We start from the raw sequence: 26,551 nt of genomic DNA, 5'->3' as shown, positions 1-26,551 counted from the left end.
AAGAGGAACCGCCCACGAATGAAAAAAAGCGACCCGCAAAAGACGCCTTCGCGGCGGATGCGTGGCTTTGAAGCCGCGGGCGGGCTGCTGCGTAACCGTATCCGCGCCGCGGGTGAAGCGCGCGGTTTTGCGGTCTCGCGCCTGCTGACCCATTGGGCGGAAGTGGTGGGGCCTGAGACGGCCGCGCAATGCCGCCCGGTGAAGATCGGCTACACCAAAGGCGGCTTCGGCGCGACCCTTACTCTTTTGACGACCGGAGCGGCGGCGCCGATGCTGCAGATGCAGTTGCCGCAAATCCGCGACAAGGTGAATGCCTGCTACGGCTATAACGCGATCTCGCGCATCTCTTTGACGCAGACCGCGCCGACCGGCTTTGCCGAAGGTCAGGCGCAATTCGCACCGAAACCCAAACCCGAACCCCGCAAGCCGGACCCCCGCGTCGCCGAAGCGGCGAAGGCGCAGGTGGCCGATTGTGGCGATGCCGATCTCAAATCGGCGCTGGAAGAACTGGCAAGAAACGTTCTATCGAAGTCCGCAGAGCGGGCTGCACACAAGAAAGGCAGATAGATGAGCAAAACTCTTTCGATCCTCGGCGGCGTGGCTGTCATGGGGCTTCTCGCGACGGGCGGCTGGTATGCCAGCCAACACAGCGAGGCGAGCCTGATCACTGCGGCCCAAGCGCAGGAAGCAACGGCGAGCAAAGATGTCGAGACTCTGCCCGACGTGGTTCTGGGTCAGGAAGACGCGCCGGTCACCGTGATCGAGTACGCCTCCTATACCTGCCCGCACTGTGCCGAATGGCACAAGGTCGAGTATCCGCAGCTGAAGAAGAACTACATCGACACCGGCAAGGTGAAGTTCATCCAGCGCGAGGTCTATTTCGACAAGTTCGGTGTCTGGGCCGGTCTGATCGCGCAATGCGGTGGCGATCCGAAATATTACGCGATCTCGGACATGATTTATAACAAGCAGAAGGACTGGATCGGCGACGGCAAGCCGCAGACCATCGCGGACAACCTGCGCAAGATCGGCCTGCAGGCCGGGCTGAGCAACGATCAGGTCACCGCCTGCATGAACGACGAGAAGCGCGCCGAGCGGATGGTCGCGACTTTCCAGAAGAACGCGGGCGACGACAAGATCGACGCGACGCCGACCTTCATCATCGACGGCGAGAAGCATTCCAACATGGCTTGGGACGACTTCAAGAAAATCCTCGACGACGAGCTGGCGAAGCAAGCCAACTGATCCCGGCGACAGATGTTGAGAAGGCCGGTCCCGTGGGGCCGGCCTTTTTCATATCCTGAGCCGGTCGAGCGCTGCGTCGAGCGCTGTAGGGTCGTCGATCTCGAGCCGCACCGGCAGGGCGAGTACCTTCGGGCGGAAGCTTTCCGGCAGGCGCACCGCGTCCTTCTCGGTCGTCACCATCTGCGCACCAAGCGTGTCGGCCTCTGCCTCGATGCGCTGCAACAGACGCGTCGTGAAAGGCTGGTGATCTTCCAGCGCCTCGCCGCGCAGCAGCTCCGCGCCAAGACTGCGCAGGGTGGCGAAGAATTTCTCGGGATGGCCGATGCCTGCGAAGGCGAGGACGGGAAGCCCTTCCCAATCCATGCCCGTCTGCAGCGGAGTGAGCTGACCCGTCAGATGTGGCTTCGAAATTCTGGAACTCCAGAAATTAGAGAATTCAACCTGCGCAGCTTCCGGCCCGATCGACAGCAGAAAGTCTGCGCGGGCCATTCCGGCCTCGATCGGTTCGCGCAGCGGCCCGGCAGGCAGGCAGCGCCCGTTGCCGAAGCCCTTATGCGCGTCGACCACCACGATCGAGAGATCTTTGTGCAATGCGGGGTTCTGATGGGCGTCGTCGAGAACGATCACTTGCGCTCCGGCCGCGACCGCCGCCTGCGCCCCGGCGGCCCGGTCGCGCGCGACCCAGACCGGCGCGAAGGCCGAGAGCAGAAGCGGCTCGTCTCCGGTCTCCTCCGCGCGGTGGTTGCGCTCGTCGACCTGCACCGGTCCTTCGAGCGACCCGCCATAGCCGCGCGTAACCACATGGGCGGTCACACCGCGCGCGGCCAGCCGCTGCACCAGCCAGATCACCGTCGGCGTCTTGCCGGTCCCGCCCGCGTTGATATTGCCGACCGAGATCACCGGCACGTCGAGCCGCAGCCCCGGCTGCGCCACACGCCGCTTCGTCATCGCTGCGTAAATCGCGCCGAGCGGCGACAGAAGCCGCGCGCGAAGGCCCGGCGCGGCGGGGGCATTAAACCAGAAGCCGGGCGCGCCCATCACGCCACCCGTGCGGGCTGGGTGCCCGACAGGATCTCGGCCAGATCGCGGGCGATGGTCTCCACCGCGCCGGCGCCGCCCGAGGTCACCGCCCAGGCGTTATGGGCCAGCTGCGCGGAGCGTTCCGGCGCGATCAGGTCCGCGACCACTTCGGGCAGATCCTCAGGAACCACGACGCCCCGGCAGGCTTTCGCAGCCTCGAGCCGCAGGTAATCTTCGCGGAACGGCGCAAGTTTCGGGCCGTGCAGGATCGCCGAACCAAGCGCCGCCGCCTCAACCGGGGAACGCGGAGCCCGCGCCGTCCCCGACAAGGTGCCGCCCATATAGCTGAGCGCGGCCAGCCGGTACCAAAGCCCGTATTCCATCGCGTCGTCGGCGATGAAAATCTCGGTCGTCAGTTCCGGTTCGCCCTCAAGCGACCGGCGCGCGACCGACCAGCCCTCGGCGGTCAGCTGCGCGGCAAGGGCTTCGCCTTGGGATTCGTCATCCGGCGCAAGCAGAAGCAGCAGCCGATGCGCGTGGCGCTGGGCGTAGCGATGCGCGGCCGTCACCGGGCCGATCTCGGCCTCCGGTACGGCGGCGGCGAGCCAGACCGGGCGCGCGCCCATCGACTCGGCCATCGAGGTGCGCTCTGCTTCGGAGCCGTAAAGCGGCTGCGGCGGCTCGCCGAGCGCGCCGTCATTGACCACGATGACCGGCCCGTTCAGCCGGTCGCCCACCCGTTCGAGGCTCGCCTCGTCGCGCAGGTAGATGCGGTCGATCCGGCCCAGCAGCGTCAGCGAGACGTCATCGAGGCGCAGCCCATCCTGACCGCCGAGTTTCGCATCGGCCAGAACGCTGGCGATGCCGCGTTTCTGCGTCTCCGCGATCAGCGCGGCGGGCAGCGTGTCGTCCATGATGAGCACGAGATCGGGGCGCCATGCATCCAAGACCAGACGGACTGATGCCGGACGATCCTCGGGGGTGGGCCGGAAATAGACCTCTTCGGGTAGCCCGTCCGGGGCGGTCTCGCTGCCGCGCACCGTCATCGCGATGCGGATGTCGGGCATCCGTGCGGCCACCCTGCGCGCGACCAGCCCGGCGGCTTCCGCGCATTTCCCCGCAGCCCAAATCCACAGCAGCGGGGCGTCGGCGCGCTCCTCCCCCTGACCGGCCTCGACCGCGGCTTTCGCCTTGGGTCCCGCAGGACGCAAGGCAGAGAGTTGCAGTTTGAGCCAGAGAGGAAGAGAGCGCGCCATGCCAGCCTTAGTTGCCGAGCTCTTCGGTGGTCGACACTTCGAGCTCTTCGTCACGCAGGCGATGCAGGTGCGCGATGAAGTAACGGGTATGGGCGTCGTCGACGGTGCGCTGCGCCTCGGCCTTCCACGCGGCATAGGCGGAGGCGTAGTTCGGATACATCCCGACGATATGGATATCGTCGACATTCTTGAATTCGGTGCGGCTCGGGGTCACCAGCTCGCCGCCGAAGACGAGGTGAAGACGTTGCGGGGTCGGTTTGGCCATAAGAACTCCTGTCGGCTTTTCTGCGGCGCAGAGATTACGCTTTGCCCCCACGCTTCACAAGGAGAGGGCCGGGGCCGCACGTAGCCGTTACCGCGCCAGTCCCAGAGATTCCAGATATTCCGCGCCTTTTCGCACGCCAATCTCGTCGTTCACTTCCAAAATCAGCCGCGGCATCTTCGGCAGCTTGCCAAGCGCCTTGAAGACCGAATGCCACGCGATCGTGCCCTCGCCCGGATGCCAGTGCCGGTCGCCATAGCCGTCGATATCCTGCAGGTGGACATGCTCCAGCGCCGCGCCTGCCGCATGGACGAACACATCGACCGGCGGCGCGCCGCAGCGGCGATGCATGAACTGCGCATGGCCGGTATCGAGTGAGACCTTCACCGCTTTGCTCTTCATCTTCGCGGCCAGTTCGACGCGCAGGGTCGGCGTGATGTCCTCGCAATTCTCGATGACCAGCGTCACACCCAGCTCCTCGGCGCGTTCGATCACCGGGGTCAGGACATAGCGCACGCGTTCGACCTGAATGAACGCGTTGGCGGGGTTCTGTTCCAGATCGGATTCCTTCCAGAGCGTGTAGGGCGAGTGGATCACCATCTGATTGCCGCCCAGCTCCGCCGTGATCTCTAGAACCCGCAGCATCCGGGCGCGGATGATCTCGATGATCTCGGAATCGGCGCAGTCGATATTGAACGAGGTGAAGGGCCCGTGTAGCCCGAGCCGCCCGGTATAGCCGTCGAGCAATTCCTTCGTCCGCGCGACCATCTTGCGCAGGTCCGCATCCGTGGCGTTCGGCCAGCAGAAGCTCTGCAATTCCAGATCGCGCTGGTCGTTCAGAATCCAGTCGCGATGATGCGCGAGCATATCGAGGCTCAGCGCAGCGCCGAGCAGCGGTAATTCCTTGGCCATGGGGTCCTCCTCCGGATCGGATGCTCGCGCAAGCCGCGGGGCTTTTCAATCCCGTGAGCGCGCTATATCGGAACGTCATGAAACGCAGTCTGCCCGAGTTTTACGAGAGCATGGTGGAGAACGGGGACCTCAACCCCGATCCCGCCCAACGCGCCATTCTGCCCGAACTGGAGCGCGTACGCGGCGCGCTGGAAGAGGCGCCTGCGCCCGAGCCGGTGAAACGCGGCTTCTTCAAGCGTAAGATCAAGCCGGTCGAAGGCGTGCGCGGCCTCTATATCTGGGGTGGTGTCGGGCGCGGGAAATCCATGCTGATGGACCTGTTCTTCGGCCAGACCGACGTGCCGAAACGCCGGGTGCATTTCCACGCTTTCATGCAGGAAGTCCAAGGCAAGCTCGACGATGCGCGCCGGGCCAATACGGTGGATGCGATGCGCCCCGTGGCCGAAGAGGTGGCGGGCTCGCTGCGGCTGCTGTGCTTCGACGAGATGCAGATCACGGACATTGCCGATGCGATGATCGTGGGCCGCCTGTTCGAGGCCCTGTTCGAGCGCGGCGTGACCATCGTCACCACCTCGAACCGGGTGCCCGAGGACCTCTACAAGAACGGGCTCAACCGCCAGCTTTTCCTGCCGTTCATCGGGCTGATCCGCGAGAAGCTCGACATCTACGAACTAGCCTCCGAAAACGACTATCGTCAGAACCGTTTGGCAGGCCAACAGGTCTATTTCACGCCTGCGGGTCGCGAGGCGCGCGCGAAGATGGATGCGCTTTGGGATGAGCTGACCGGGGGCGATCATCACGGCAAGCTCGACATTCCGGTGAAAGGCCGCACGGTCGAAATCCCGTATTTCCACAACGGGGTCGGCCGGGCGAGCTTCTGGGATCTCTGCGCGCAGCCGCTGGGTCCGGCCGATTACCTCGCCATCGCGGATGCGGTGAAGGTGCTGCTGCTCGACGATATTCCGCTGCTCTCGGCCTCGAACTTCAACGAGGCGAAGCGTTTCGTCACGCTGATCGACTCGCTCTACGAGGGCAAGGTCCGGCTGATCTGCTCCGCTGCGGACGAGCCCGAGCGGCTTTACGTCGAAGGCGAAGGTACGTTCGAATTCGAGCGCACCGCCAGCCGCCTGCGCGAGATGCAGGCAGACGGCTGGGCGGCCGAGTCTTAAGCCAGCATTTCGTTCAGAAGCGGGCGGACCTTGGTGCCGTAAAGCTCGATCGTCTTGCGCAGATGCGCGGGGTTCTGCGGCCCGCCGCTATATTTCAGCGTGAACCGCGACAGGCCCAGAGCCGTCACCGTCCGCGCGATCTTGCGCGCCACGGTTTCCGGGCTGCCGACATAGAGCGAGCCATGCTCGATCTCCGACAGGTAGGCCTCGCGCCGGAACGGCGGCCAGCCGCGCGAGCGCCCGATCATGTCATGCATCCGCGCATAGCCTTCGTAGAACTCTTCCTGCGCGATCTCGTCGGTCTCGGCGATATGACCGGGCGAATGGACGCCGATCTTGCCGGGCTTGGTGCCCATCTGGTCATGCGCGCGGTGATAGAGATCGACATGCGGTTTGAACCGGGTCGAATCCCCGCCGATGATCGCCAGCATCAGATCCATCTGCATCGCGGCGGTCTCGACCACCGATTGCGGCGACCCGCCGACGCCGCGCCAGATCTGCAGCGGCGCCTCGGGGCGCGGATAGACGGTGACGTTCTTCAGTGGCGGGCGCATCTGGGCGTCGAAGCTGACCTTCTCCTGCGTCGCGAGCAGGTGCAGAATCTGGGACTTCTCGGTGAACAGCGCCTCGTAATCGTTCAGGTCGAGCCCGAAGAGCGGGAAGCTCTCGGTAAAGGAGCCGCGCCCGATGGTGATCTCGGCCCGTCCCGGCGCCAGAGCGTTCAGCGTCGCGAAACGCTGGAAAACGCGGATCGGATCGTCCGAGGACAGCACCGTCACGGAGGTGCCCGCCTTGATCTTCTCGGTGCGGGCAAGGATCGCCGAGAGGATCGGCTCGGTCGAGGAGATCGCGAAATCCGGGCGGTGATGTTCGCCCAGACCGATATAGTCGAGCCCGACCTGATCGGCGAGTTCGCCTTCGGCCAACGTGTCGCGGATCACTTCGGCATGGCTGCGCAGCAGGCCATCCTCCCCGCGCGTCACATCGCCGAACGTGTCGATCCCAAGCTCAAGCTGCATGGTGGTCTCCTTTCCTGTTCACGCGAAGATAGGCGCGCAGGCGCAGGTCAGCCACCGGTATCCTCGCACAGACTCCGTGCGAGACCGCAGCCTCAGCCGTTGTCGCGCAGCACCCGGCCCGCGAGGTAGAGCGAGCCGCAGATCAGGATGCGGGCATGGGGATGGATCGCGACGATCCCCGCTATCGCCGAGCCGACCGAAGCCGCAGGGCGGGCCTCGATGCCGACCACGCGCGCGGCCGCGGCGGTGTCTTCTGCGGGCAGCGTGTTCGCCTCGCCGGGGATCGAGACGGCCAGCAGGCTCGCCGCGTGATCCGCCAGCGGGCGCAGATAGCCGGTCACGTCCTTGGTGTTGAGCATGCCGCAGATCAGATGGGTCGGACGTTTCGGAAGCGCGCCGAGCGTCTTGGCGATCATGTCGCCCGCCGCCGGGTTATGCCCGCCATCGAGCCAGACCTCGGCCTCGGGCGCACCGTCCACCAGCGGTCCGTGGCGCAGACGTTGCATCCGCGCGGGCCATTCGGCTTTCGTCACCGCCGCCTCGCAGGCGGCCTCGTCAAAGCCCAGATGCCGCAACGCTGCGAGCGCCGCCCCGGCATTGGCGATCTGATGCGGGCCGGGAAGGTTCGGCAGCGGCAGATCGAGAAGCCCGTTCTCGTCCTGGAAGATCAGTCGGTCGCGCTCTTCCCAGACCTGCCAATGCTGGCCATGCACCAGAAGCGGCGCGCCGAGCTTTTCCGCCCGCGCCTCTATCACCTCGAGCGCGGCCTCCTGCTGGGGACCGACCACGCAGGCCACGACGCGCTTGATGATCCCGGCCTTTTCGCCCGCGATCTCGGCCAGCGTTTCGCCGAGGAATTGCTGATGGTCGATCGAGACCGGCGTGATGATACTCAGCGCGGGTTTATCGACAACATTGGTCGCGTCGAGCCGCCCGCCGAGGCCTACCTCCAGCAGCGTGTAATCCGCAGGAGTCCGGGAAAAGGCCAGAAGCGCCGCCGCCGTCGTCACCTCGAAGAAGGTGATCGGCTTGCCGCCATTCGCCGCCTCGACTTCGTCGAGAAGCGCGGCCAGATCGGTCTCAGAGATCAGCTCTCCGGCGATCCGGATACGTTCATGGAAGCGTGCCAGATGCGGCGAGGTATAGGCGTGGACGCGCTTGCCCGCAGCCTCCAGCCCGGCCCGGATCATCGCCTGAGTCGAGCCCTTGCCATTGGTGCCCGCGATATGGATCACCGGCGGCAGGCCGCGCTCGGGATGGTCGAGATCCCCCAGCAGCCGCTCCATCCGGTCGAGCGACAGGTCGATGACCTTGGGATGCAGCGCCATCAGGCGGTCGAGAATATCATCGGAGCTTTGCGTCATTGGCCCCTCCGGCCTTAGATGGCGGACCGGGGAGGGGGCGCTGCCCCCGCGGCTGATGCCGCCCCCCGGGATATTTCAGCCAATACGAAGATCAGGTCTTGGGCTTCGCCTCGGCCTCGGGAGCCGCCTCGGCGACCGCTTCCTCGGGCGCCTTCTCCGGCGCGGGCAGATCGCCCTTCACCGCAGGCGGCAGGTTCATCAGCATGCGCAGGATGGTGATCAGCTCGTCGCGCATCTTCATGCGATGCGTCACGCGGTCGAGCATCCCGTGATCGAGCAGATATTCGGCGCGCTGGAAGCCCTCGGGCAGCTTCTCGCGGATCGTCTGTTCGATCACGCGCGGGCCCGCGAAGCAGATCAGCGCGTTGGGCTCGGCGATATGCACGTCGCCCAGCATCGCGTAGGAGGCGGTCACGCCGCCCGTCGTCGGATGGGTCAGTACGACGATATAGGGAAGGCCCGCTTCCTTGAGCATCTGCACGGCGACGGTGGTGCGCGGCATCTGCATCAGCGACAGGATGCCTTCCTGCATCCGTGCGCCGCCAGCCGCCGAGAACAGCACCAGCGGGCGCTTGAGCTTCACGGCACGTTCGGCTGCCGCGATGATCGCGTTGCCGACATACATGCCCATCGAGCCGCCCATGAAGGTGAAGTCCTGCGCGGCCGCGACGATCGGGGTGCGCCCGATCTCGCCCTCGGCCACCAGCATCGCCTCTTTCTCGCCGGTCGATTTCTGCGCCGCCTTCATCCGGTCCGGATAGCGTTTCTGGTCCTTGAAATGCAGCGGATCGGTGATCGGTTCGGGCACTTTCACTTCGGAGAAGATGCCGCCGTCGAACAGCGCCTCGAAGCGCACGCGGGGCGTGATCGCGAGGTGATGGTCGCAATTGGTGCAGACGTTGAGATTGTCCGACAGCTCCCGGTGGAACAGCATCGTCCCGCATTCGGGACATTTCGTCCAAAGGTTCTCGGGCACTTCGCGGCGCGAAAACAGCGAGTTAATCCGAGGACGGACGTAATTGGTGATCCAGTTCATCGTATGAGCCTCTCGCTGGGGCGGGTCGGTTTGGCTTGAAATACGCCGCCCCTGCACGAATTGCAATCAGACGCGGAGGGTGAGGCGGATCAACAACCACGCGATCAGCAGGTGCAGCATGTCCAGCAGAAGCCACGGCAAGAGGTCCCAAAGGTCGCGTGTGTTGATCACGATCGTGTAGAGCGCGAGCCCATCGAGCTGGCCGTAGAAGCCGACGAGGAAAAGCGAGCCGAAGTTATTGGCGAAATGCAGCGCAAGGGCTGCGCCGAGATTGCCGGTTCGAGCGGTCAGGTCGCTTGCGAGGCAGCCGAAGCCGAAAGCCCAGAGCGCGGGCCAGAACGCGTTGCTGCCATACGCGCCGGGCGAATAATGTAGTGCGCCGAACAGAGCCGAGGGCAGAACCATCCAGATCAGGGGGCTGCGCCAGCGCGCCGCGAGTTGCTGCAGGAGATAGCCGCGAAACAGCACCTCCTCGGTCGCGATCTGAACGAACAGAAGCGGCAGCGCGATCGGCGCCCAGCTCAGCACATGCACCAGCGGGTTGGAGCGCGCCGTGGACTCGCTGAGCTGGGTCAGCCCGAAGGAGAAGAGAGCGAAGAGCAGCAGAACCGGCAGCACCTTCGTGAAGGTGGCGAGGCTCCGCTCTCCGAACAGCGTTGCGGGCGCGCGGTGATGCAGGTGGCGGCTGACGACGAAAGTCGCGATCAGAAGCGGCGCGAAACTCGCGAGCAGAATGGCGAGGCCGCGCGGCGTCGAGCCATGGGCGATTTCCTGAAACAACCGAAGCATCGAGAAATCGTCGAGCATCGAAGAGAAGAACAGGATCATCGCCCAGCCGCTGAGCAGGTAGAAGGCGACGATCACGCCCAGACCCAGCATCCCGCGCCAGATCTGCGCATAAGGCTTCGCGGGGGCCGCGAACGCCTCGAGCGGCGCATATCGGTTCGTGCGCGCGATCACCGGGCGGGGCTCGCAAATAGCGGGGCGGCTGCAAGGGGCGATTGGGTCATCTGGGTCTTCCGCAAGGCTGAGCTTCGGTGATAGCGGCTGCGGCCCCGGTGAGGCAACGGCTTTACTTTTCTCGGCGCGGGCAGGACAAGAGGCGGCTGTCTTCTGACCGGGGTGCAAATGTTTGAACTTCCTCTCGATCTGGTGGTGATGCTGATCGGCGCGGCCTTCGCGGCGGGGGTGGTCGATTCCATCGCGGGCGGCGGCGGGCTGATCACGGTGCCGGCGCTTTTGCTGGCGGGCGTGCCGCCCGTGCAGTCGCTCGCGACGAACAAGATTCAGGGCACGTTCGGGGCAGCGACCGCGGCGATTTCCTACGCGGCCTCGGGCCATGTCGTGCTGCGAAAACAGCTGCTGGCCGCGGTGATCGGGTTCCTTGGCGGGCTGGCCGGGGCGCTTCTCGTGTCGCGCATTCCGACCGACAAGATCGAGATCGCACTGCCGTTCATCCTCGTCGCGATTGCCGCGTTTTTCGCCTTGCGGCCCGGTTTGGATGACACGGATCGGGTGCAGCGTATTCGGCCCGGCCTGTTCACGGCCGCCTTCGTGCCGGTGATCGGCTTTTACGACGGGCTGATCGGGCCGGGGACGGGGTCGTTCTTCATGATCGGTTTCGTGACGCTGGCGGGGTACGGTGTGCTGAAGGCGACGGCGCATACGAAACTGCTGAACTTCTCGTCGAATATCGGGGGGCTGACGGGGTTCCTGCTGGTCGGCTCGCCGCTCTGGGTGCTCGGCATCGCGATGGGGCTGGCGCAGATCGCTGGGGCGCGGCTGGGCTCGCGGCTTGCGATGCGGGTGGGCGCGCGGCTGATCAAGCCGCTGCTGGTGACGACCTCGACGCTGCTGGCCGCGAAGCTGCTTTGGGACCTGATTTAGACCCTAGCCCTGCACCTGCGACAGGATCGTGCGCAGCCGCGCGAAACTGCCCGCGATGCCGTCGGGGGCGGGTTCGGCAATGAAGGCATCCAGCTCGGGCCAGACCTTGATCGCCGCGTCGATGCGCGGGTCCGAGCCTTCCGCATAGAGCCCCGCCTGAATCATCATCTCGGCCCGGTCATAGGCGCCAAGCAGGCTGCGCGCCTTGCCGATAAGCCGGTTTTCCTCGGGATCCGCCGCGTCGGGCAGCGAGCGCGAGACCGAGCGCAGCATGTTGATCGCCGGGAAGCGCCCACGCTCCGCGATCTCGCGCTCCAGCACGACATGCCCGTCGAGCACGCCGCGCAGGATATCGGCGATCGGCTCGTCCATATCGGAACCGGCCACGAGGACCGAGAAGACACCGGTGATGTCGCCTTGACCTTCGGCGCCGGGACCCGCGCGCTCGCCCAAGGCCATGATCTGGTAAGAGGTCGAGGGCGGATAGCCGCGCAGCGAGGCGGGCTCGCCTCCGGCCAGCGCGACCTCACGATGGGCTTCGGCGAAGCGCGTGATCGAGTCGGCGAGGAACAGCACATGCTGGCCCGCATCGCGGAAATGCTCGGCCACGGCCATCGCGGCCCAGGCGCAGCGACGGCGCACCAGCGGCGATTGATCCGAGGTGGCGGCGACGATTACCGCGCGGGCCATTCCCGCCGGGCCAAGGGTCTTTTCGACGAATTCCCGCAATTCCCGGCCGCGTTCGCCGATCAGCGCGATGACGACGATATCGGCAGATACCCCGCGTGCGAAACTCGCCAATAGCGAGGATTTCCCGACGCCCGATCCCGCGAAAAGGCCGACCCTTTGACCTTGGACCAGCGGCAGCATCGTGTCGAAAGCGGCAAGTGACGTCTCCAATCGAGACCCCAACCGCTTTCGTTGGGCGGCAGGAGGCGGGCTTGCGCGCAGATCGCGTTCGCGCGCGCCATGGATCAGTGGTTGCCCGTCGAGCGGCTTTCCGAACGGGTCGATGATCCTCCCGACCCAGCTGTCATGCGGGGCGATCCCGCCCTGACCGAGCAGCTCCACCTCGTCGTCGATCGCCACGCCATCGGCGGCTCCGTCGGGCAGCACCGTGACCGCCCCGCGCGTCAGCGACAGCACCTCTGCGCCGATTTCGCGCCCGCTTTGGCAGCGAATCGTCGCGCGGTCGCCGAGGGCCGCCGAACGGGCCAGACCGCTGACCTCGATCATCCCGCGCCGCACCTCGCGCACGCGCCCGACCGCATGGGCGCTGGCGATACCGCGCATTTCGGCGCGCAACAGGTCGAATCCCGCAAATGCCATTCTGGCCTCCGATGTTCTCGAAACGTTTTCTAAACGATTCGCTCTTAAAGCTTGGTTGATAGCTCGGAGGAGAAGCCCCGATGTTCGAGAAGATTGAGATCATGAAAATGGCCAGTGCGATGGCCACCCATGCCGCAGCCCGCCAGAACGCGGTTGCGGAGAACATCGCCAATGCGGACACGCCCGGCTATGCGGCGCGTGACCTGCCGGCTTTCGAAGACCTCTATCGCAGCGAGGGTAGCGGTGCTCTGAGGGCGACGCGGTCCGGTCACATCGACGCCTCGGCAATGATTACCACCGCGCCCGAGGTGATCGCCTCCCCCGGTGTCACCTCGCCGGATGGAAATTCGGTCTCGCTCGAAGAAGAGATGGTCCGCTCGGTCGAGGTGAAACGCGAGCATGACCTGTCGCTCGCGATCTACCGCTCTTCGCTCAACATCCTGCGCAGTTCGCTCGGGAGGGGCTGAAGATGAGCGATTTTACCCAATCCATGGCGCTGTCCGCCTCGGGCATGAAGGCGCAGGCGATGCGGCTTCGGCACAGCTCCGAGAATATCGCGAATGCCGATACGCCCGGCTATCACCGCAAGATTGCGGGCTTCGAGAAGGTCGTCTCCGAAGGTGCTCCCACCGGAGAGGTCACCCTTGGCCCGGTGCGGCTCGACCGATCCGAACTCACCCAAATCTACGAACCTGGCCATCCGATGGCAGACGAGAACGGCTACTACGACGGCTCGAATGTCGATCTGGTGGTCGAAATCGCTGACGCGCGCGAAGCGCAGCGCAGCTACGAGGCGAATTTGCGCATGTTCGATCAGGCCCGGCAAATGTCGGCCTCCCTGCTCGAACTGCTTCGCCGCTAAAGACCGAGGAGATCTAGAATGGATTTTAACACCTCCCTTGCAACGCAAAGCTACTCCCAGGCCCGGGCAGCTGTCCCGCCGGAAGCGGGCGGATCCGGGCCGGGCTCCCTTTTCGAACAGGCGGCGAACTCATTCGTCGATGCGGTCAAGGAGGGCGAAGACACTGCCAAAGCCGCGATGGCGGGACAGGCCGATCCGCATGCGCTGGTGCAGGCGCTCGCCCAGACGGAACTCGCGATCGAGGCGGCGGTGACGGTCCGCAACAAGGTCGTCGAGGCCTATCAGGAAATTCTCAGGATGCCGGTCTGATGCAGGACGCGATTTTCTTCGACACGCTCCGGCAGGGCTTGTGGATTGCCGTGCTGATCGCGGCGCCGCTCCTGTCGGTCGCGCTGGTCGCGGGGGTCACGATCGGCCTCTTTCAGGCGCTGACCTCGGTGCAGGAAATGACGCTGACTTTCGTGCCCAAAGTGGGGGCGATGCTCGTCGTGTTCTGGGTGTCGATGAGCTTCATGTCGGAAAAGCTGGTGGAGTTCTTTACCCGCACCATCCTGCCGATCGTCGCCGGGGGCTAAGATGGATAACGCAATCTATACCACCCTCACGCGGCAATCCGGCCTGATGCGCGAAATGCGGACGCTTGCGAACAATATCGCGAATGACTCGACCACGGGCTTCCGGCGCGAGGGCGTGATTTTCTCCGAGTATCTCTCGGGGCTGGAGGGCAACGAACCCTCGCTGTCGATGGCGCGGGCGCATGGTCGGCTGATCGATCGAAGCCAAGGCGGGCTGACCCAGACAGGCGGCACCTTCGATTTCGCGATCGAGGGCGAGGGGTTCTTCATGATCGAGACCCCGCAGGGCAATCAGCTCACGCGGGCTGGCAGTTTCATCCCGTCGGCTGAAGGTGAGTTGCTCACGCCCGACGGGTACCGGCTGCTCGATTCCGGTGGCACCCCTGTTGCGATCCCCTCGGGAGCGACTTCGGTCGCGCTCGCGGCCGATGGCACGCTCTCCGACAAGGGCCAGCCGATCGCGCAGGTCGGCGTCTACCTTCCCACCGATCCCAATGAATTGCGCCATGTCGGCGGCACCCGCTTCACCGCAGAGGCCGGGGCCGAACCGGTGGAGGGCGCGGTTCTGATGCAGGGGTATCTCGAAGACAGCAACGTCGATCCGATCACCGAGATCGCCCGCATGATCGAGGTCCAGCGCGCCTACGAGATGGGCCAGGCCTTTCTCGAACGCGAAGACGAACGAATCCGCGGCGTCATCCAGACGCTCGCCCGCTAACAGGAGGCCCATGACATGAGAGCTCTTCAGATCGCAGCCACAGGCATGAGCGCGCAGCAGATGCGCGTCGAGGTGATTTCCAACAACCTCGCGAACATGTCGACCACTGGCTACAACGCGCGCCGCGCCGAGTTCGCCGATCTGCATTACCAGCAGATGACCCGCCCCGGCACGATCAACGCGACCGATGGCACGACCATCCCCGCCGGGGTGCAGCTTGGCCTCGGGGTGCGCCCGACTGCCGTGACGGTCAACATCGCGCAGGGTTCGCTCAGCGCGACGGGCGGCGATCTGGACCTCGCGATCGACGGCAATGGCTATCTCGAAGTGACGCTGCCCTCGGGCATCTCCGCCTACACGCGCGATGGTGGGCTCAAGCGCAACGGCACCGGACAGATCGTGACCTCCGACGGCTATCCGGTCGTGCCCGATATGACCATTCCGAACGACGCGCGCGCCGTTGCGATCAACGCAGAGGGCGAGGTCTATGCCTATTTCGCCGATCAGGTCGCGCCGCAGCTTCTAGGGCAGTTCACTTTGGCGAATTTCTCGAACCAGAAGGGGTTGGAGGCGATCGGGTCGAACCTGTTTCTGGAAACCGGCGCCTCGGGGCCGCCCAATGTGAATACGCCCGGCGCGGATGAGTTGGGCACGCTGCGGCAGGGCTATCTGGAGGAGAGCTCGGTCGATCCGGTGCGCGAGATCACCGAGCTGATCAAGGCGCAGCGCGGCTACGAGCTGAACGCGAAGGTCATTTCCGCCGCCGATCAGATGCTTGGCGCGACGACACAGGTGCGCTGATGCTGCGGCGGGCGATCCTGATTGCGGCATCCGGTCTCTTGCCGGGCCACGCCTTGGCGGACACGCTCGTCGCGTTGCACACCATGCGCGCCCGGACGATCGTCGCCCCCGCAGATGTCGGGTTGCAACCGGGCGAGGTGGCCGGGGCGTTGACCGGGCCGGAGGACGCGATCGGCCTCGAGACCCGTGGGGTGATCTATGCCGGTCGCCCGATCCGAGCCCGCGATCTGGGGCAGCCCGCCATTGTCGAGCGCAATCAGATCATCCCGCTCCTGTTCCGCCGCGGCTCGCTGGAGATCCGAACCGAAGGCCGCGCGCTCGATCGGGCCGGCATCGGAGAGACGATCCGCGTGATGAATGCCGCTTCGAAAACCGTGGTCTCCGCAACGCTTGGCGCTGACGGAACTGCCCATGTTGCCCCGTGAGGAATTCGCGATGAAATCTCCTGCCCTCTTGCTTTTGTCGATCACGCTCATCGCCTGCGGGCGGCTCGAGCAGGTCGGTAAGGCGCCCGGATTCACGCCGGTCGAAGGCGGGAACGAGTTCTACGCCATGGCCTCCTCACCACTGCCCGTCACGACAGAGTCGCGCAGCCCTGAACAAGAAGCCTCTCTTTGGTCCGGTGCGCGCAATTCCCTGTTGGGCGACCCACGCGCCGCCAAACGCGGCGATATCCTCACCGTCGTGATTGAGATTAACGATAAGGCCGAGATCTCGAATTCGACGGGTCGCTCGCGCAGCGGGTCCGACACGATGGGAGTGACCTCGATGCTCGGCATTCCGCAGCGCATCGACAGGCGTCTGCCCGAGGGGGCGAGCATGGCCGACGCCGTCTCGACCAATTCGAATTCGACCTATTCCGGCGACGGGCAGGTATCGCGCAACGAGAAACTGACCCTGCGCGTGGCCGCCACGATCATCGAGACGCTCCCGAATGGCGTGTTGCGCATTCAGGGCAGCCAGGAGGTGCGGGTGAATTTCGAGGTGCGCGAGCTGATCGTTACCGGTTTCGTGCGCCCCGCCGATGTGAGCCGGCAGAACGAGATTACCTATGACAAGATCGCTGGCGCGCGGATTTCCTATGGCGGGCGCGGGCAGATCACCGATGTGCAGCAACCGCGCTACGGCCAGCAGATCGCCGATATTCTCCTGCCCTTCTGAGGTCCCCTAATGCTTGGTAAACTCCTCCCGCTTCTCCTCGGTCTGATCGGCCTCGCCGGTGGCGGCGCGGCAGGGTATTTCCTGCGCCCCGCCCCGCCGCCTGCAGAACATGCCACCGACCCGACCGCTGCGGAGGGGGCAGCGGAAGGAGATCACGGCGCCGCACCAGAGGCTCATGGGGCCCCGGCCGCCGACGATCACGGGGGCGAGGGCGATGTCACCTCCGAATTCGTCAAGCTCAACAACCAGTTCATCGTGCCGCTGGTCACCGAGTCGCGAATCTCCGGCATGGTGATCCTGTCGCTCAGTCTCGAGGTGAAGGTCGGTGAGACCGAGGCCGTCTACCGCGCTGAGCCGAAACTGCGCGACGCCTTCCTCCAGGTGCTCTTCGATCACGCGAATACGGGGGGATTTCAGGGCCTGTTCACGGATTCCGCGAACATGTCGCGCCTGCGTCGCGCCCTGACGGAGACCGCGCGTAGCATTCTCGGTCCCGGTGTCCTTGCGGTCTTGGTCTCCGATATCGTGCGTCAGGACAGCTAGGTCCGATCCGCGATACCTGCGACAGACGAGAGGACCGCGCCTCAGCGCAGTGCGCCGCGATTCGGGTGACCGAGTTTCGTGACAACGTCATGGCGGCCCACCGCGCGCGCGGTTGCGCCATGCTGCGCAGCAAGCGCGGGGTCGAGCTCCTTCCGCGCGGCGCGTAGCCGCGTGTCTTCCAGCGACAGGTAGCGCAGATAGGCGAGGGTGCTTTGCCCGGAGGCTGGTTCCTGCGCGAGCGTCTCCCGGGTCGACCGATCCTCTGCCTGTAGGCTGGCAATTCGCGCATCGAGCTCGCGCGCCCGGGCATTCAGCCGTGCGAGCGCAGCCAACTCCGCCTCCCGCTGCATACGGGTCAATCGGGCGAGCGCCGCCAGCCGCTTTACCTGCAATTTGCTCATTTGCGCCATGCCGCACCTCCGCGGGCCGCCTTGCGCATCTTCTCCGCAAAGCGGATCGCCGCCGCCACGGGTTTGTAATGCTCCGGTCGGATTTCCTCGCCGATCTCGATCGCCGCGAACAGCGCCCGCGCGGTCGGCGGGTCTGAATGCACGGGCACCGCGTTCTCCGCCGCGATCTCGCGGATCCGCGCAGCGATCGCATCGACCCCTTTCGACAGGCAGACCGGTGCACGACCCGAGGCGCGATCCCACTTCAGCGCGACCGCGTAATGGGTCGGGTTGACGATCACGACATCGGCCTTGGCGGTGTCGGGAACCGATTGCCGCATCGCAAGCTCCATCCCCTTCTGACGGCGCTGTGCCTTTAGATGAGGATCGCCTTCGGATTGCTTCATTTCATCGGTCAATTCCTTGCGCGTCATCCGGTTGCGGCGCAGGAATTCGGACCGCTGCCAAAGATAATCGATCGCACCCATCGTGGCGGCGAGGGCGGTGACGATCATCAGAAACTCGGCGATCATCCGAAACAGCGATCCCACGATCTGCACCGGTTCGAGACGCTGCGTGAGCAAAATCAGATCGGCGCGCGCCTTGAGGTAAATGAAAAGAATCGTCGCGATCACCGCGAGTTTCGTCGCGCTCTTGGCGAATTCGAACAGCCCGCTGCGTCCGAATTTCTGCGCAGCATTCTTCAGTGGATTGATCCGGCTGAGCTTTGGCTGGATCTTGTCGGGCGCGACCACGATCGCGCGTTGTGCCCAGTAGGCGACGAGCGCGGCGATCATCGGCATCACGAAAAACGGCGCGAGCGGCAGGAGCAGCGTGCCGATAATCCGTCCGCCCAGTGCCGTCCCGCCACCAAGAAACTGCACGGCCATCTCATCGGCGCGATCCAGCATCGCCATCGCCCCACTGCCGAACCGCGTCACGCTGTAGATGCCAAGGCCGAGCAGTGTCGCGAGAAAACTGCCATAGACGGCGGCCACGGAAATCTCGGTCGAGCGCACCAGATCGCCCTTGCGCCGTGCTTCCTCCAACTTCTGCGGGGTTGGATCGAATTCCTTTTCGCCGGCTTCGTCTTCGCTCATCGCACGGCTCCGAACGGGTTGCCGAGGAAGGCCATGACCGCCTCGCGCCAGATCGCAATGGCGGTGGGCGCACATAGTGCGAGCAGGATCAGACCGCCCGCCGTGAGCGCCGGGGCGCCGACGAACGCGACCATGAGCTGCGGCATGGCTCGGTTAATCGCGCCAAGCGCAACGTTGTAAATCAGCCCGGTGACCGCGAAGGGGGCGGCGAGCGTGAAAGCGAGCGAAAACGCATGCGCGACACCCGAGACGCCCCAGCGACGCAGCGCATCCGGATCGGGCAGTTCGCCCACCGGTAACACCTGATAGGTGCCGAGCAGAAACTCGATTAGCTGGACGTGAAACCCGAGGCTCATCAGCACCGCGATCCCGGCGATCAGCAGCAGGTTCCCGATCGCGGGTTGCGGCTCTCCGCCCATTCCGCCGAGCAGCTGCGAGAGAGAACTCGACTGCGCCGCCATTGTGCCTGCGATTTGCAGAGCGAAGACAAAGGCGCGCAATCCGAAGCCAAGAAAGAGGCCGATCGCGATTTCCGAGGCCAGCCAAAGCGGCAAAGCCGTCCCTTGGTCGAAACTGGCGAGCGTCGGCGCGAGTGCCGGAACCGTCACCAGGGTTATCGCGAGTGCGACACCCGTCTTGATCCGCGCAGGCAGGCTCGTCTCGCCAAAGCCCGGGGCCATGGCGACAATCCCGCCCACCCGCAGCAAGACAATGAAACCCATGAACAAAAAGCTTCGTGCTTGTTGCAGGATCTCGCTTAGCAGATCGAGAAGCGACGGGCTCATGCAGGGACCTGTCCGACCATCGCGGGCCGCGCCTCCAGGCCGATTTCTTCGTAGCTCAGGACCGGCGCGTTCAGCCCTTTCGCGTTGATGACCGTGCGCAAGAAACGCCGCCTGCGCCCTGAAGAGACCAGTGCCGGGAAGGTCCCCGCTTGGGCCGCCCCAGCGAGTTTTTCGGCGATATTCGCCGCCAGCTTGTTGAACAGATCAGGTGGCAAGGCGACATCGCTGCCCGTCTCGCCCCCGATCGTGTATTTTCCGAAGCGTTCCTCCCAATCGGGCGCCAGCTGGATCAGGGGGATCGTGCCGTCCTCGCGACGTAGATCGGCGACCAGCTGGAAGCCGAGGCGTTGGCGCACATGTTCGCAAATCTGCTCGGGGCTTTGCTGGTGACGCGCCTCCGAGATCGCCTCGACGATCAGCAGAAGGTTGCGGATCGAGACCCGTTCATCGAGCAATAGCCTTAACACCGAAAGCAGAAGATCGATCGACACCTTGTCGGGAATGAGCTCGTCGAGAACGCGTCGATTGGCCTGCGCGCGCGTCGGATCGGAGAGATTTGCGACTTCGTCGAGCAGCCGCCGTAGCGCCCGCAACGTCATCAGCCGCGAGAAATTCGCCTTGATCACTTCGAGAAGATGCGTCGCGAGCACCTCCGTCGGCCCGACCACCGTCGAGCCGGCGAGCGCCGCGTCTTCCTGCTGATGGGCGGGCACCCAAAGCGCGGGCGCGTGGAACACCGGTTCGCGGACCTCCTCACCGTCAGGCAGAAAATCGCGATTGTCCGCGATCAGCGCAAGAACATGCTCCGGCATCAGCCGATCGCGTGCCTGCTCCACCCCCTGAACGCGGATGCGGTAATGACCGGGCGGCAAGGTTGCGTCGTCGGTCAGGCGAATTTCCGGGAGGATCAATCCGAAATTCGCCGCGACGTGATTGCGCATGTTGGAGATGCGCGCGTCCAGACCCGTCGCCGGATCGAGCGCCATCTTGACCAGATCCGGGGCGAACTCGACGTGGATATCGTCGATGTCGAGTACGTCACCCATGGATTTCTGCTTCGGCCCGGTCTCCGGCGCGGGCATTTTCATCGCCTCGCGCCGGGCACGCGCCCGCTCCGCGCGCCGCAGCATATATGCTGCCGTGCCGAGGATGACGGCTCCCGCGGTGAAAGGCACGAAGGGGAGGCCCGGCACGAGACCGAAAAGCGCCATCAAGACCGCAACGGTGGTCAGGGCGGCCGGATATTTACCAAGCTGGCGGAACAACTCCAGATCGGTGGAGCCTTTCGCCCCTCCGCGCGAGAGCAAAATGGCCGCTGCGATCGAGATGATGACCGCCGGTATCTGGCTGACGAGGCCGTCGCCGACCGTGAGGATCGCATAGGTCTCAAGCGCGCGATCGAGCGGCATTCCATGCACGACGGTGCCGATAAGCAGCCCGACCACGAGGTTGAGCATCGTGATTAACAACCCGGCAACCGCGTCCCCTTTGACGAATTTTGATGCCCCGTCGAGCGAGCCGAAAAAGGTGGTTTCCGCCTGCTCGCGTTCGCGCCGCTCTCGCGCTTCGGCATGGTCGATCGCGCCCGCATTCATGTCGCTGTCGATCGCGAGCTGCTTACCCGGCATCGCGTCGAGGGCGAAGCGCGCGCCGACCTCGGCCATGCGTCCCGCGCCTTTGGTGATCACGATGAAATTCACGATCAGGATCACGCAGAACACGACCAGCCCGATCAGGACTGAGCCGCTCATGATGAAATTCGCGAACCCTTCGATAACGCCGCCCGCCGCACCCGTGCCCGTGTGTCCGTTTCCGATGATGAGTTTCGTCGAGGTAACGTTGAGCGACAGCCGCAGCATGAGCGTCGCGAGGAGAATGGTGGGAAAGGCGGAGAAATCGAGCGGACGTTCGATGAAAAGGGTGACGGTGAAGATCAGGATCGCGAGGGCGAACGAGGTCGCGAGACCGATGTCGAGAATCCAGGAGGGCACCGGAAGGATCATCATCGCGATGACCGCCATCAGCGCGAGTGCCAGCAGGATCGTTGGCTGAAACGCGCGTTGTAGGAGCGGCGGCGCCATCACATCCCCTGCGCTTTCCGCGCGGCACGCGCGAACAGGGAGGCCCCCGGGGCACCGCCCGCCCGGGGCGGGTCTGCGTCTTTCGACCTGAGCAGAAGCGGGTAGCGGTTTTCTCGGCGTTGTGTTTGGGACGCGCTTTGTGCCAGCACGATGTCGGGAATATCAGGCAGTGGACTGGCCGCAGCGGCGGAAGTGGTCATCACGTCGTTCGGGCCGCTCCTGCCTTCGAGTTTCGCGTAAAACCGGGCGAAGCGTGTCGCATAGCTATTCGCATGTTCGGGCGTGCGCGAGTGATAGGCGCCCGCCGCCTTCTTCCAGTCACCGCTTTCTGCGTAGAGCGATTTCAGAAACTGCGCCGCATATCGGGCGTTTTCCAACGGGTCGAACATGCCTTCGATCGATGAAAAATGCTGCCCGTGCCATTTGAAATTGATTTGGAAACAGCCGACGTCGAAGCTTCGCGCGCCGCGTTTGAATTCCTTGAAAACGTAAGCGAGCGCCAAATCCCGGTTGTCGAACCAGTGCCCAGCGCCTTCCATATTCACTGTCCACGGCCACGGCTCGAAGCTATCCGCGCCTTTTCGTCCGGTCTCATTTAGCGAGATCGCCATGAGCACCGCGTAAGGAACGCCGCTTTCGCGCGAGGCTTGCTTCGCGGCGGCCTCGCATAGCTGGGGTTGCCCCGCCGCGGATAGCGGAACGAGGGTTAGACAGAGAACATACAGAGCCCGCCGAAACCAAGGCATGGGATTTTCCCTTTGCAGTGCAATTCTTGCAAACCCAGACCTAGCGGCCAAAGATTTAGAAACCGTTTGCGCCGTTTGTGCACGTCATTCCTGTGCGGTCGGCAGGGCAAGACGGTCGAGCATTTTCGACAGCGTTTCCCGCTCGGCTTGGCTTCGCTCCAAGAGGCTGCGCGCCTGAGTGATCGGGCCGCCTTGGATCTCCGTCCCAGGCGAAGGCGCCGCACCGAAGGTTTCCAAAAACTGCTTCTCCACCGCATCGGGCGAGGTCTCCAGGTTTGACCAGTCGCCCTTATGCCAGGATTGTGCGCGCGCATCTTCTGGATTGCCCGCGCGAAGGTAGGCGGCACGCGCGTCGTTGTGTCGACCGAGCCGGGATAAAGCCTCCGCCCGGAGTTGCTCGACTTGCTGACCGCCGAGGTCTTTCAGATGGGCGAGAGCAGCTGCAGGGTCCAACTCAAGAAGCGCTGCCCGAGCGAGCAGAGTTTTGTCCTGCTCCGTCAATGGCGCGGCCTTGCCGAGGAGGCGCACGGCGACTGCCGGCATTCCCAGAGAGATTGCGCGTCCAGCCAATTCATGTCGCAGGTCCGGTATCCGCGCGACTTCCTCGGCGAGTGGCAATTCGTCGTAGAGGGTTCGAAGGAAGACAGCGTCGCTGGCTTGACCAACCAACCGTGTGAATATTGCCGCGAGCGTGCCGTTTGGGTCCGCGATCGTGGTCGGATCGGCATAAATCTCAAAAGCTTTAGGAAATTCGGAATTCGCGGCGTGCCCGATCGCAGCGATGCGCCGCAGCTCCGGTGCCTCTGGCGCTTTGGCGAGTTCGAAGGCGAGCGCCTCAGCATTGGCGAGAGCTGCCGGATCGACCTCTCCGCCTGCATCGATCTGGCCGTTGAGCCACAAGATCAACGCGCGCAACCCTTGCTCTGAATTCGTCTTCGAAAGCGCCTCAAGGTTACCCAAAGCTTGTGGAACCGCTTCTTTCGCTTGGATTTCCGCCTCCACTGTATCAAGCGCAGTTCGATCCTCCGTGGTTACTCGGCTGACTGCAGGTTCGAGAGACCGCGCCACATCCGCTGCCCGAATCTGCGTGAGCCGAGCCACAAGTTTTGGCGCCAGAGACCGTCGCAGATCCGCCGGAAGTGTTTCGAAATTTCGGCGGAGCGCGGCGAATGCGACATCTCGTTTTTCGGGCGGCGGGTCTGATGCAAGGAAAGCCCAAAGCGCGACCGCACCATCGCAATCTGTGAGCCGCGCGAGCGGCGATGCGGCGGCGGCAGGGTCCTGATCGAGAACCGATCCGACAAAGAGCAGAGCATCTTTGCCAGGACCATCCTTACCCATGTCGCGCAAAAGCGCGCGGGATTCCGTCCCAAAGCCGAAGGCGATGTATAGCCTTGCCAAAGCCATCACCTTACGCGGGTTGGGGACGTCGAATTCGCCCAAAAGATCACGGCGTGCATCGCTGATCTGCGCGAAAGCCGGGCGCTCGTCGATCCAGCTCGCGAGGTCGAAATATCGATCGGGAGGGCATGCGGATACCTCCAGTTGCGGCTGGGGTGGCGTGACAAGATGATCGCGATCGATCACGGTCATCGAGTCGACGGCGAGATACGGCGGAGGTGTCGGAGGGGGTGGACCTATCGGATCATAATCGCTCTCAGGGGCCGCCTTGCTTGCAGGAGACTTTGCTTCTTGCCCGCTTTTTTCGGGCTGGACTTCTGGAGGCTTTACCTGAGCCGAGACGAGCCCCTGCGATGCCGCCCGCGAAATCTGGCGTAAGAGGCTCTCTTCAATGCCATCAAGTCGCGGATCCGGTTTCGGCGGGATTTGCGGTTTAGGCGCGCCATCCGAGATCGTCACCGGCGCAGCGGTGGCTTCGCGCATATGTGGCGGCTGCCAGAAGAGGTCGAGATAGTCCCGTCCAATCGCGACGGGCTGAACGGTTTTTTGGCGCGGCGGGGTGGATGGCCGCGGCGCATTCGTCGGCGAAGATTTGGCCCGATCGCGCACTGCCGCAGCTGGCGACAGCGCGGCTTCATCTGGGGGGATATTCTTGAGGTCGATGACGAATGCACCGCTCTCGAGAGAAAAGGTTTCGGGAACGATTCCGGATGCGAGTTTCAGGAGAAGCGTGCCATCGGGCTCAGCCACAAGTGCTTTCAACCTGTCACGCGGGATCAACTCGAACACGTTCTGAAACGCATATTGCGGATCTGATGCGTCGGTCGCGAGGCGAAAACCTCCATCTACGGGTGCAAGAGCCCGACTGGCCGATGCGGGCAGATAGACCACGAGGCGGGAAAAGCCGTCATGTTCGCCCGATTTGACCGGAATTGGCGTGGCATAAGCTGGAGTGAAGGGCAGCAGAAAAAGAAGCGCGATCCAGAACCTCATGCCGCCTCCGATTTCACCGACTTCAAGGCCTCCTCGAGGTCGGAGAAGCTTGGGCGAATGTGGTGGGGCGTGTTCTGGCGACCGACCTCGATGCAGATATTGGTTGCGTGATTGTGCAGGTTGGCGATCAACACCTCGCGGATCAGTTTGTAGAAGTGGCTGTCTTCGTCGATCACCCCCTTCATCCGGCTCGCGAAGGGGGCGATGAACCCGTAGGCGAGGAACACGCCGAGAAAGGTCCCGACAAGCGCGCCGCCGATCATCTTGCCGAGAATTTCGGGGGGCTGGTCGATCGACCCCATGGTCTTGATCACCCCGAGCACCGCCGCGACGATCCCGAGCGCGGGCATAGCATCGGCAACCGACTGCATCGCGTGGCTCGAATGCATGGCGTGGTGGTAATTCGCCTCGAGCTGCTTATCGAGCACCTCTTCCACTTGCATGGGGTCGTCGTAATTCATCGAGGCCGATCGCATCGTATCGCAGATGATGTCGATCGCCTCGTGATCGTGCAGGATTTTCGGATACTTCCCGAAAATCGAAGAACTCTCCGGGTCTTCGATATGCTCTTCGATCGCGACGGGGTTCTGACGGGCAAGCCGGATCAATTCGAACAACAGGCAAAGAAGATCGCGGTAGTCGTCGGGCTTCCATTTCGGTCCTTTGAAAACCTTTCCGACATCCTTCAGCGTGTGCTTGATCGAGGCCATGTCGTTCGACAGAACGAAGGCGCCGACGGCGGCGCCGCCGATCATGATCATCTCGAAGGGCAGCGATTTCAGGATGATCCCCATCTTCCCGCCCGCCGCGACATAGCCGCCGAAAACCATCGCGAAGATGATCACGATGCCGATGATGCCGATCATGGAAAGCCCCTTCCGTTTCTCTTGGGCGACTTTGAATGATTCGGTTTAAGAAATGCCCAAGACCCTTAACGTCTGCCTCAGTCGCGGGGCGCGCCTGCGTTGCGACCCGCCATCAGGACGCTGATCGCGTAGGCCGTTTTCGGCTCGAGGCTTTCCATAACCGCCGCTGCAGCAGCGGGGCGCATCCGTGCGAGAAAACCTGCGGCGAAATTCGGGTCCATTTCGGCGAAAAGCGGGGCGGCCTGTTTCGGCTTCATGTTCTCGTAAAGGGCGACGAGCTTTCCGACATCTTTCTCGGCCGCGCCATCTGCCACGGCCACGGTCTTGGACAGCGCCTCTTCCGCCGCGACGAGATCATTCAGACGCGCTTCCAACCGGGTTTCCGCGAGAGCGAGCGCATTGCGGCGGTCGCTGAGCACCCCCTCCTGTTCGACGAGTTTCGCCTCTCGCACCTTGAGATCTGCAAGCATTGCCATGAACCCCGCGTCGTCGATGCAATCGTCTTCCGGTTTCGCCGCTTCGGTCTCATGCGCGGGGCCGGTCGCCTCGCGCGCCCAGGCTCCGAATTGCGCAAGCTGCAATCCGCCGGACAGGACGAAAAGCGCGGCGATGATCCAGAGAGCACCGCGGCCCGGGCGGGATTTGCGACGGCCGGGTTTGCGCTTGGGCAGCCGGCTCATTGCGCCGCCTCCATATCCGTTTCCCGATGCCGTCGGCGCAGCACACGGCGGCGCGGTTCGCCGTCTTCGGGCAGATCGTGCAGGGAAGCCAGAAGCAGTTCGAGCTTCTCCGCACCTGCTTCTGCACGTTCCGTCAGGGCACGCAATTGCCGCTCGGACGTGCCCGCGGTCGCCTGCGCCCGCTCGAGCGCGCGCGTCATGTCATCGACCTGTGCGGACAGCACGGCGATCGCCCCGCCCATCCCGGTCTCCAGCTGATTGAACCGTTTGAGCCTGCGGGCGAGCACAAAGCAATAAATCGCCGCCGCCATGGCCGCGAGTCCGGATGTGATTTCAGCAAGGAATTGCATT

The 26,551-nt window shown here is 64.1% G+C and carries 31 protein-coding genes; 13 read left to right on the top strand and 18 right to left on the bottom strand.

Annotated elements, in window-relative coordinates:
• Nucleotides 1-18: 18 nt before the first annotated feature.
• Both BMI85_RS18490 and BMI85_RS18485 read left to right on the top strand, forming a co-directional pair.
• On the top strand, nt 19-567 hold the full coding sequence (locus tag BMI85_RS18490) for a DUF721 domain-containing protein (RefSeq protein ID WP_143595172.1): 549 nt from the start codon (nt 19-21) through the stop codon (nt 565-567).
• A complete protein-coding gene (locus BMI85_RS18485; RefSeq protein ID WP_078602331.1) occupies nt 568-1,245 on the top strand; it encodes a DsbA family protein in 678 nt (225 codons plus the stop codon).
• A gap of 48 nt (nt 1,246-1,293) precedes the next feature.
• Here BMI85_RS18485 and lpxK read toward each other — a convergent pair whose 3' ends face one another.
• The 4 genes from lpxK to BMI85_RS18465 all read right to left on the bottom strand — a co-directional run bounded on the left by lpxK (nt 1,294) and on the right by BMI85_RS18465 (nt 4,695).
• The gene (gene lpxK, locus BMI85_RS18480) at nt 1,294-2,283 is read right to left on the bottom strand and encodes a tetraacyldisaccharide 4'-kinase (RefSeq protein ID WP_078602330.1); all 990 of its coding nucleotides are present in this window, start codon (nt 2,281-2,283) and stop codon (nt 1,294-1,296) included.
• Nucleotides 2,283-3,521: a glycosyltransferase N-terminal domain-containing protein gene (locus BMI85_RS18475; protein WP_078602329.1), complete on the bottom strand. Its 1,239-nt coding sequence runs from the start codon at nt 3,519-3,521 to the stop codon at nt 2,283-2,285. The genes lpxK and BMI85_RS18475 overlap by 1 nt, the downstream gene beginning before the upstream one ends.
• A 7-nt stretch (nt 3,522-3,528) precedes the next feature.
• The gene (locus tag BMI85_RS18470; protein WP_078522252.1) at nt 3,529-3,786 is read right to left on the bottom strand and encodes a DUF4170 domain-containing protein; all 258 of its coding nucleotides are present in this window, start codon (nt 3,784-3,786) and stop codon (nt 3,529-3,531) included.
• 87 nt (nt 3,787-3,873) lie between these two features.
• Entirely contained in the window at nt 3,874-4,695 is an 822-nt protein-coding gene (locus tag BMI85_RS18465; RefSeq protein ID WP_078602328.1) for a sugar phosphate isomerase/epimerase family protein, read from the bottom strand.
• Between the two features lie 77 nt (nt 4,696-4,772).
• Here BMI85_RS18465 and zapE point away from each other — a divergent pair, with 77 nt between their 5' ends.
• Entirely contained in the window at nt 4,773-5,864 is a 1,092-nt protein-coding gene (gene zapE, locus BMI85_RS18460; RefSeq protein WP_078602506.1) for a cell division protein ZapE, read from the top strand.
• On the opposite strand, the gene BMI85_RS18455 is transcribed toward zapE, so the two are convergent.
• From BMI85_RS18455 to BMI85_RS18440, 4 genes are all read right to left on the bottom strand, one after another.
• Nucleotides 5,861-6,883: an LLM class flavin-dependent oxidoreductase gene (locus BMI85_RS18455; protein ID WP_078602327.1), complete on the bottom strand. Its 1,023-nt coding sequence runs from the start codon at nt 6,881-6,883 to the stop codon at nt 5,861-5,863. The genes zapE and BMI85_RS18455 overlap by 4 nt on opposite strands.
• Before the next feature lie 92 nt (nt 6,884-6,975).
• Complete coding sequence (locus BMI85_RS18450) at nt 6,976-8,247, bottom strand: folylpolyglutamate synthase/dihydrofolate synthase family protein (RefSeq protein ID WP_078602326.1); 1,272 nt, start codon at nt 8,245-8,247, stop codon at nt 6,976-6,978.
• A gap of 91 nt (nt 8,248-8,338) precedes the next feature.
• Nucleotides 8,339-9,283, bottom strand: a complete 945-nt coding sequence (accD, locus tag BMI85_RS18445; protein ID WP_078522256.1) for an acetyl-CoA carboxylase, carboxyltransferase subunit beta — start codon at nt 9,281-9,283, stop codon at nt 8,339-8,341.
• 66 nt (nt 9,284-9,349) lie between these two features.
• Entirely contained in the window at nt 9,350-10,243 is an 894-nt protein-coding gene (locus BMI85_RS18440) for a type II CAAX endopeptidase family protein (RefSeq protein WP_078602325.1), read from the bottom strand.
• Between the two features lie 168 nt (nt 10,244-10,411).
• Here BMI85_RS18440 and BMI85_RS18435 point away from each other — a divergent pair, with 168 nt between their 5' ends.
• Nucleotides 10,412-11,170, top strand: coding sequence for a TSUP family transporter (locus BMI85_RS18435; RefSeq protein ID WP_078541616.1), 759 nt, complete (start codon nt 10,412-10,414; stop codon nt 11,168-11,170).
• A 3-nt stretch (nt 11,171-11,173) separates the two neighbouring features.
• On the opposite strand, the gene BMI85_RS18430 is transcribed toward BMI85_RS18435, so the two are convergent.
• Complete coding sequence (locus BMI85_RS18430; protein WP_078602324.1) at nt 11,174-12,499, bottom strand: FliI/YscN family ATPase; 1,326 nt, start codon at nt 12,497-12,499, stop codon at nt 11,174-11,176.
• An 80-nt stretch (nt 12,500-12,579) separates the two neighbouring features.
• Here BMI85_RS18430 and BMI85_RS18425 point away from each other — a divergent pair, with 80 nt between their 5' ends.
• The 9 genes from BMI85_RS18425 to BMI85_RS18385 are packed head-to-tail and all read left to right on the top strand — an operon-like array spanning nt 12,580 to nt 17,159.
• Nucleotides 12,580-12,966 carry a FlgB family protein gene (locus BMI85_RS18425; protein ID WP_078602323.1) on the top strand — a complete coding sequence of 129 codons (387 nt, stop codon included), beginning with the start codon at nt 12,580-12,582 and terminating at the stop codon, nt 12,964-12,966.
• A 2-nt stretch (nt 12,967-12,968) separates the two neighbouring features.
• Nucleotides 12,969-13,361, top strand: coding sequence for a flagellar basal body rod protein FlgC (gene flgC, locus BMI85_RS18420; RefSeq protein ID WP_078602322.1), 393 nt, complete (start codon nt 12,969-12,971; stop codon nt 13,359-13,361).
• An 18-nt stretch (nt 13,362-13,379) separates the two neighbouring features.
• Nucleotides 13,380-13,670 (top strand): flagellar hook-basal body complex protein FliE, encoded by a 291-nt coding sequence (gene fliE, locus BMI85_RS18415; RefSeq protein WP_078602321.1) that lies wholly within the window; start codon nt 13,380-13,382, stop codon nt 13,668-13,670.
• Nucleotides 13,670-13,936 (top strand): flagellar biosynthetic protein FliQ, encoded by a 267-nt coding sequence (locus BMI85_RS18410; RefSeq protein ID WP_078522260.1) that lies wholly within the window; start codon nt 13,670-13,672, stop codon nt 13,934-13,936. The genes fliE and BMI85_RS18410 overlap by 1 nt, the downstream gene beginning before the upstream one ends.
• Before the next feature lies 1 nt (nt 13,937).
• Complete coding sequence (locus BMI85_RS18405) at nt 13,938-14,654, top strand: flagellar hook-basal body complex protein (protein WP_078602320.1); 717 nt, start codon at nt 13,938-13,940, stop codon at nt 14,652-14,654.
• 15 nt (nt 14,655-14,669) lie between these two features.
• Entirely contained in the window at nt 14,670-15,455 is a 786-nt protein-coding gene (flgG, locus tag BMI85_RS18400; protein WP_078522262.1) for a flagellar basal-body rod protein FlgG, read from the top strand.
• The gene (gene flgA / locus BMI85_RS18395) at nt 15,455-15,880 is read left to right on the top strand and encodes a flagellar basal body P-ring formation chaperone FlgA (protein WP_078602319.1); all 426 of its coding nucleotides are present in this window, start codon (nt 15,455-15,457) and stop codon (nt 15,878-15,880) included. The genes flgG and flgA overlap by 1 nt, the downstream gene beginning before the upstream one ends.
• A 10-nt stretch (nt 15,881-15,890) precedes the next feature.
• On the top strand, nt 15,891-16,616 hold the full coding sequence (gene flgH, locus BMI85_RS18390; RefSeq protein WP_078602505.1) for a flagellar basal body L-ring protein FlgH: 726 nt from the start codon (nt 15,891-15,893) through the stop codon (nt 16,614-16,616).
• Between the two features lie 9 nt (nt 16,617-16,625).
• The gene (locus BMI85_RS18385) at nt 16,626-17,159 is read left to right on the top strand and encodes a flagellar basal body-associated FliL family protein (protein ID WP_078602318.1); all 534 of its coding nucleotides are present in this window, start codon (nt 16,626-16,628) and stop codon (nt 17,157-17,159) included.
• A 41-nt stretch (nt 17,160-17,200) separates the two neighbouring features.
• Here the strand turns inward: BMI85_RS18385 and BMI85_RS18380 are convergent, their stop codons facing one another.
• From BMI85_RS18380 to BMI85_RS18340, 9 genes are all read right to left on the bottom strand, one after another.
• Nucleotides 17,201-17,569 (bottom strand): hypothetical protein, encoded by a 369-nt coding sequence (locus tag BMI85_RS18380; RefSeq protein WP_078602317.1) that lies wholly within the window; start codon nt 17,567-17,569, stop codon nt 17,201-17,203.
• The gene (locus BMI85_RS18375; protein WP_078602316.1) at nt 17,557-18,648 is read right to left on the bottom strand and encodes a flagellar type III secretion system protein FlhB; all 1,092 of its coding nucleotides are present in this window, start codon (nt 18,646-18,648) and stop codon (nt 17,557-17,559) included. The genes BMI85_RS18380 and BMI85_RS18375 overlap by 13 nt, the downstream gene beginning before the upstream one ends.
• Nucleotides 18,645-19,370 carry a flagellar biosynthetic protein FliR gene (locus BMI85_RS18370; protein ID WP_246832597.1) on the bottom strand — a complete coding sequence of 242 codons (726 nt, stop codon included), beginning with the start codon at nt 19,368-19,370 and terminating at the stop codon, nt 18,645-18,647. Before BMI85_RS18370 ends, BMI85_RS18375 begins: the two co-directional genes overlap by 4 nt.
• Before the next feature lie 59 nt (nt 19,371-19,429).
• Nucleotides 19,430-21,514 carry a flagellar biosynthesis protein FlhA gene (gene flhA, locus BMI85_RS18365; RefSeq protein WP_078602314.1) on the bottom strand — a complete coding sequence of 695 codons (2,085 nt, stop codon included), beginning with the start codon at nt 21,512-21,514 and terminating at the stop codon, nt 19,430-19,432.
• Nucleotides 21,514-22,125, bottom strand: a complete 612-nt coding sequence (locus BMI85_RS18360; protein WP_246832596.1) for a transglycosylase SLT domain-containing protein — start codon at nt 22,123-22,125, stop codon at nt 21,514-21,516. The genes flhA and BMI85_RS18360 overlap by 1 nt, the downstream gene beginning before the upstream one ends.
• 219 nt (nt 22,126-22,344) lie before the next feature.
• Nucleotides 22,345-24,654, bottom strand: coding sequence for a hypothetical protein (locus tag BMI85_RS18355; protein WP_078602312.1), 2,310 nt, complete (start codon nt 24,652-24,654; stop codon nt 22,345-22,347).
• On the bottom strand, nt 24,651-25,520 hold the full coding sequence (gene motA, locus BMI85_RS18350) for a flagellar motor stator protein MotA (RefSeq protein ID WP_078522271.1): 870 nt from the start codon (nt 25,518-25,520) through the stop codon (nt 24,651-24,653). The genes BMI85_RS18355 and motA overlap by 4 nt, the downstream gene beginning before the upstream one ends.
• 77 nt (nt 25,521-25,597) lie before the next feature.
• Complete coding sequence (locus BMI85_RS18345; protein WP_078602311.1) at nt 25,598-26,200, bottom strand: hypothetical protein; 603 nt, start codon at nt 26,198-26,200, stop codon at nt 25,598-25,600.
• Nucleotides 26,197-26,550, bottom strand: a complete 354-nt coding sequence (locus tag BMI85_RS18340) for a hypothetical protein (protein ID WP_078522273.1) — start codon at nt 26,548-26,550, stop codon at nt 26,197-26,199. The genes BMI85_RS18345 and BMI85_RS18340 overlap by 4 nt, the downstream gene beginning before the upstream one ends.
• Between the last annotated feature and the right edge of the window lies 1 nt (nt 26,551).

Origin of the sequence: Thioclava sp. DLFJ4-1 (genome assembly GCF_002020145.1) — a bacterium.
Classification (GTDB): domain Bacteria; phylum Pseudomonadota; class Alphaproteobacteria; order Rhodobacterales; family Rhodobacteraceae; genus Thioclava; species Thioclava sediminum.
The sequence above is the reverse complement of the archived record's forward strand: the minus strand, read 5'-3'. Positions and strand labels throughout refer to the sequence as shown.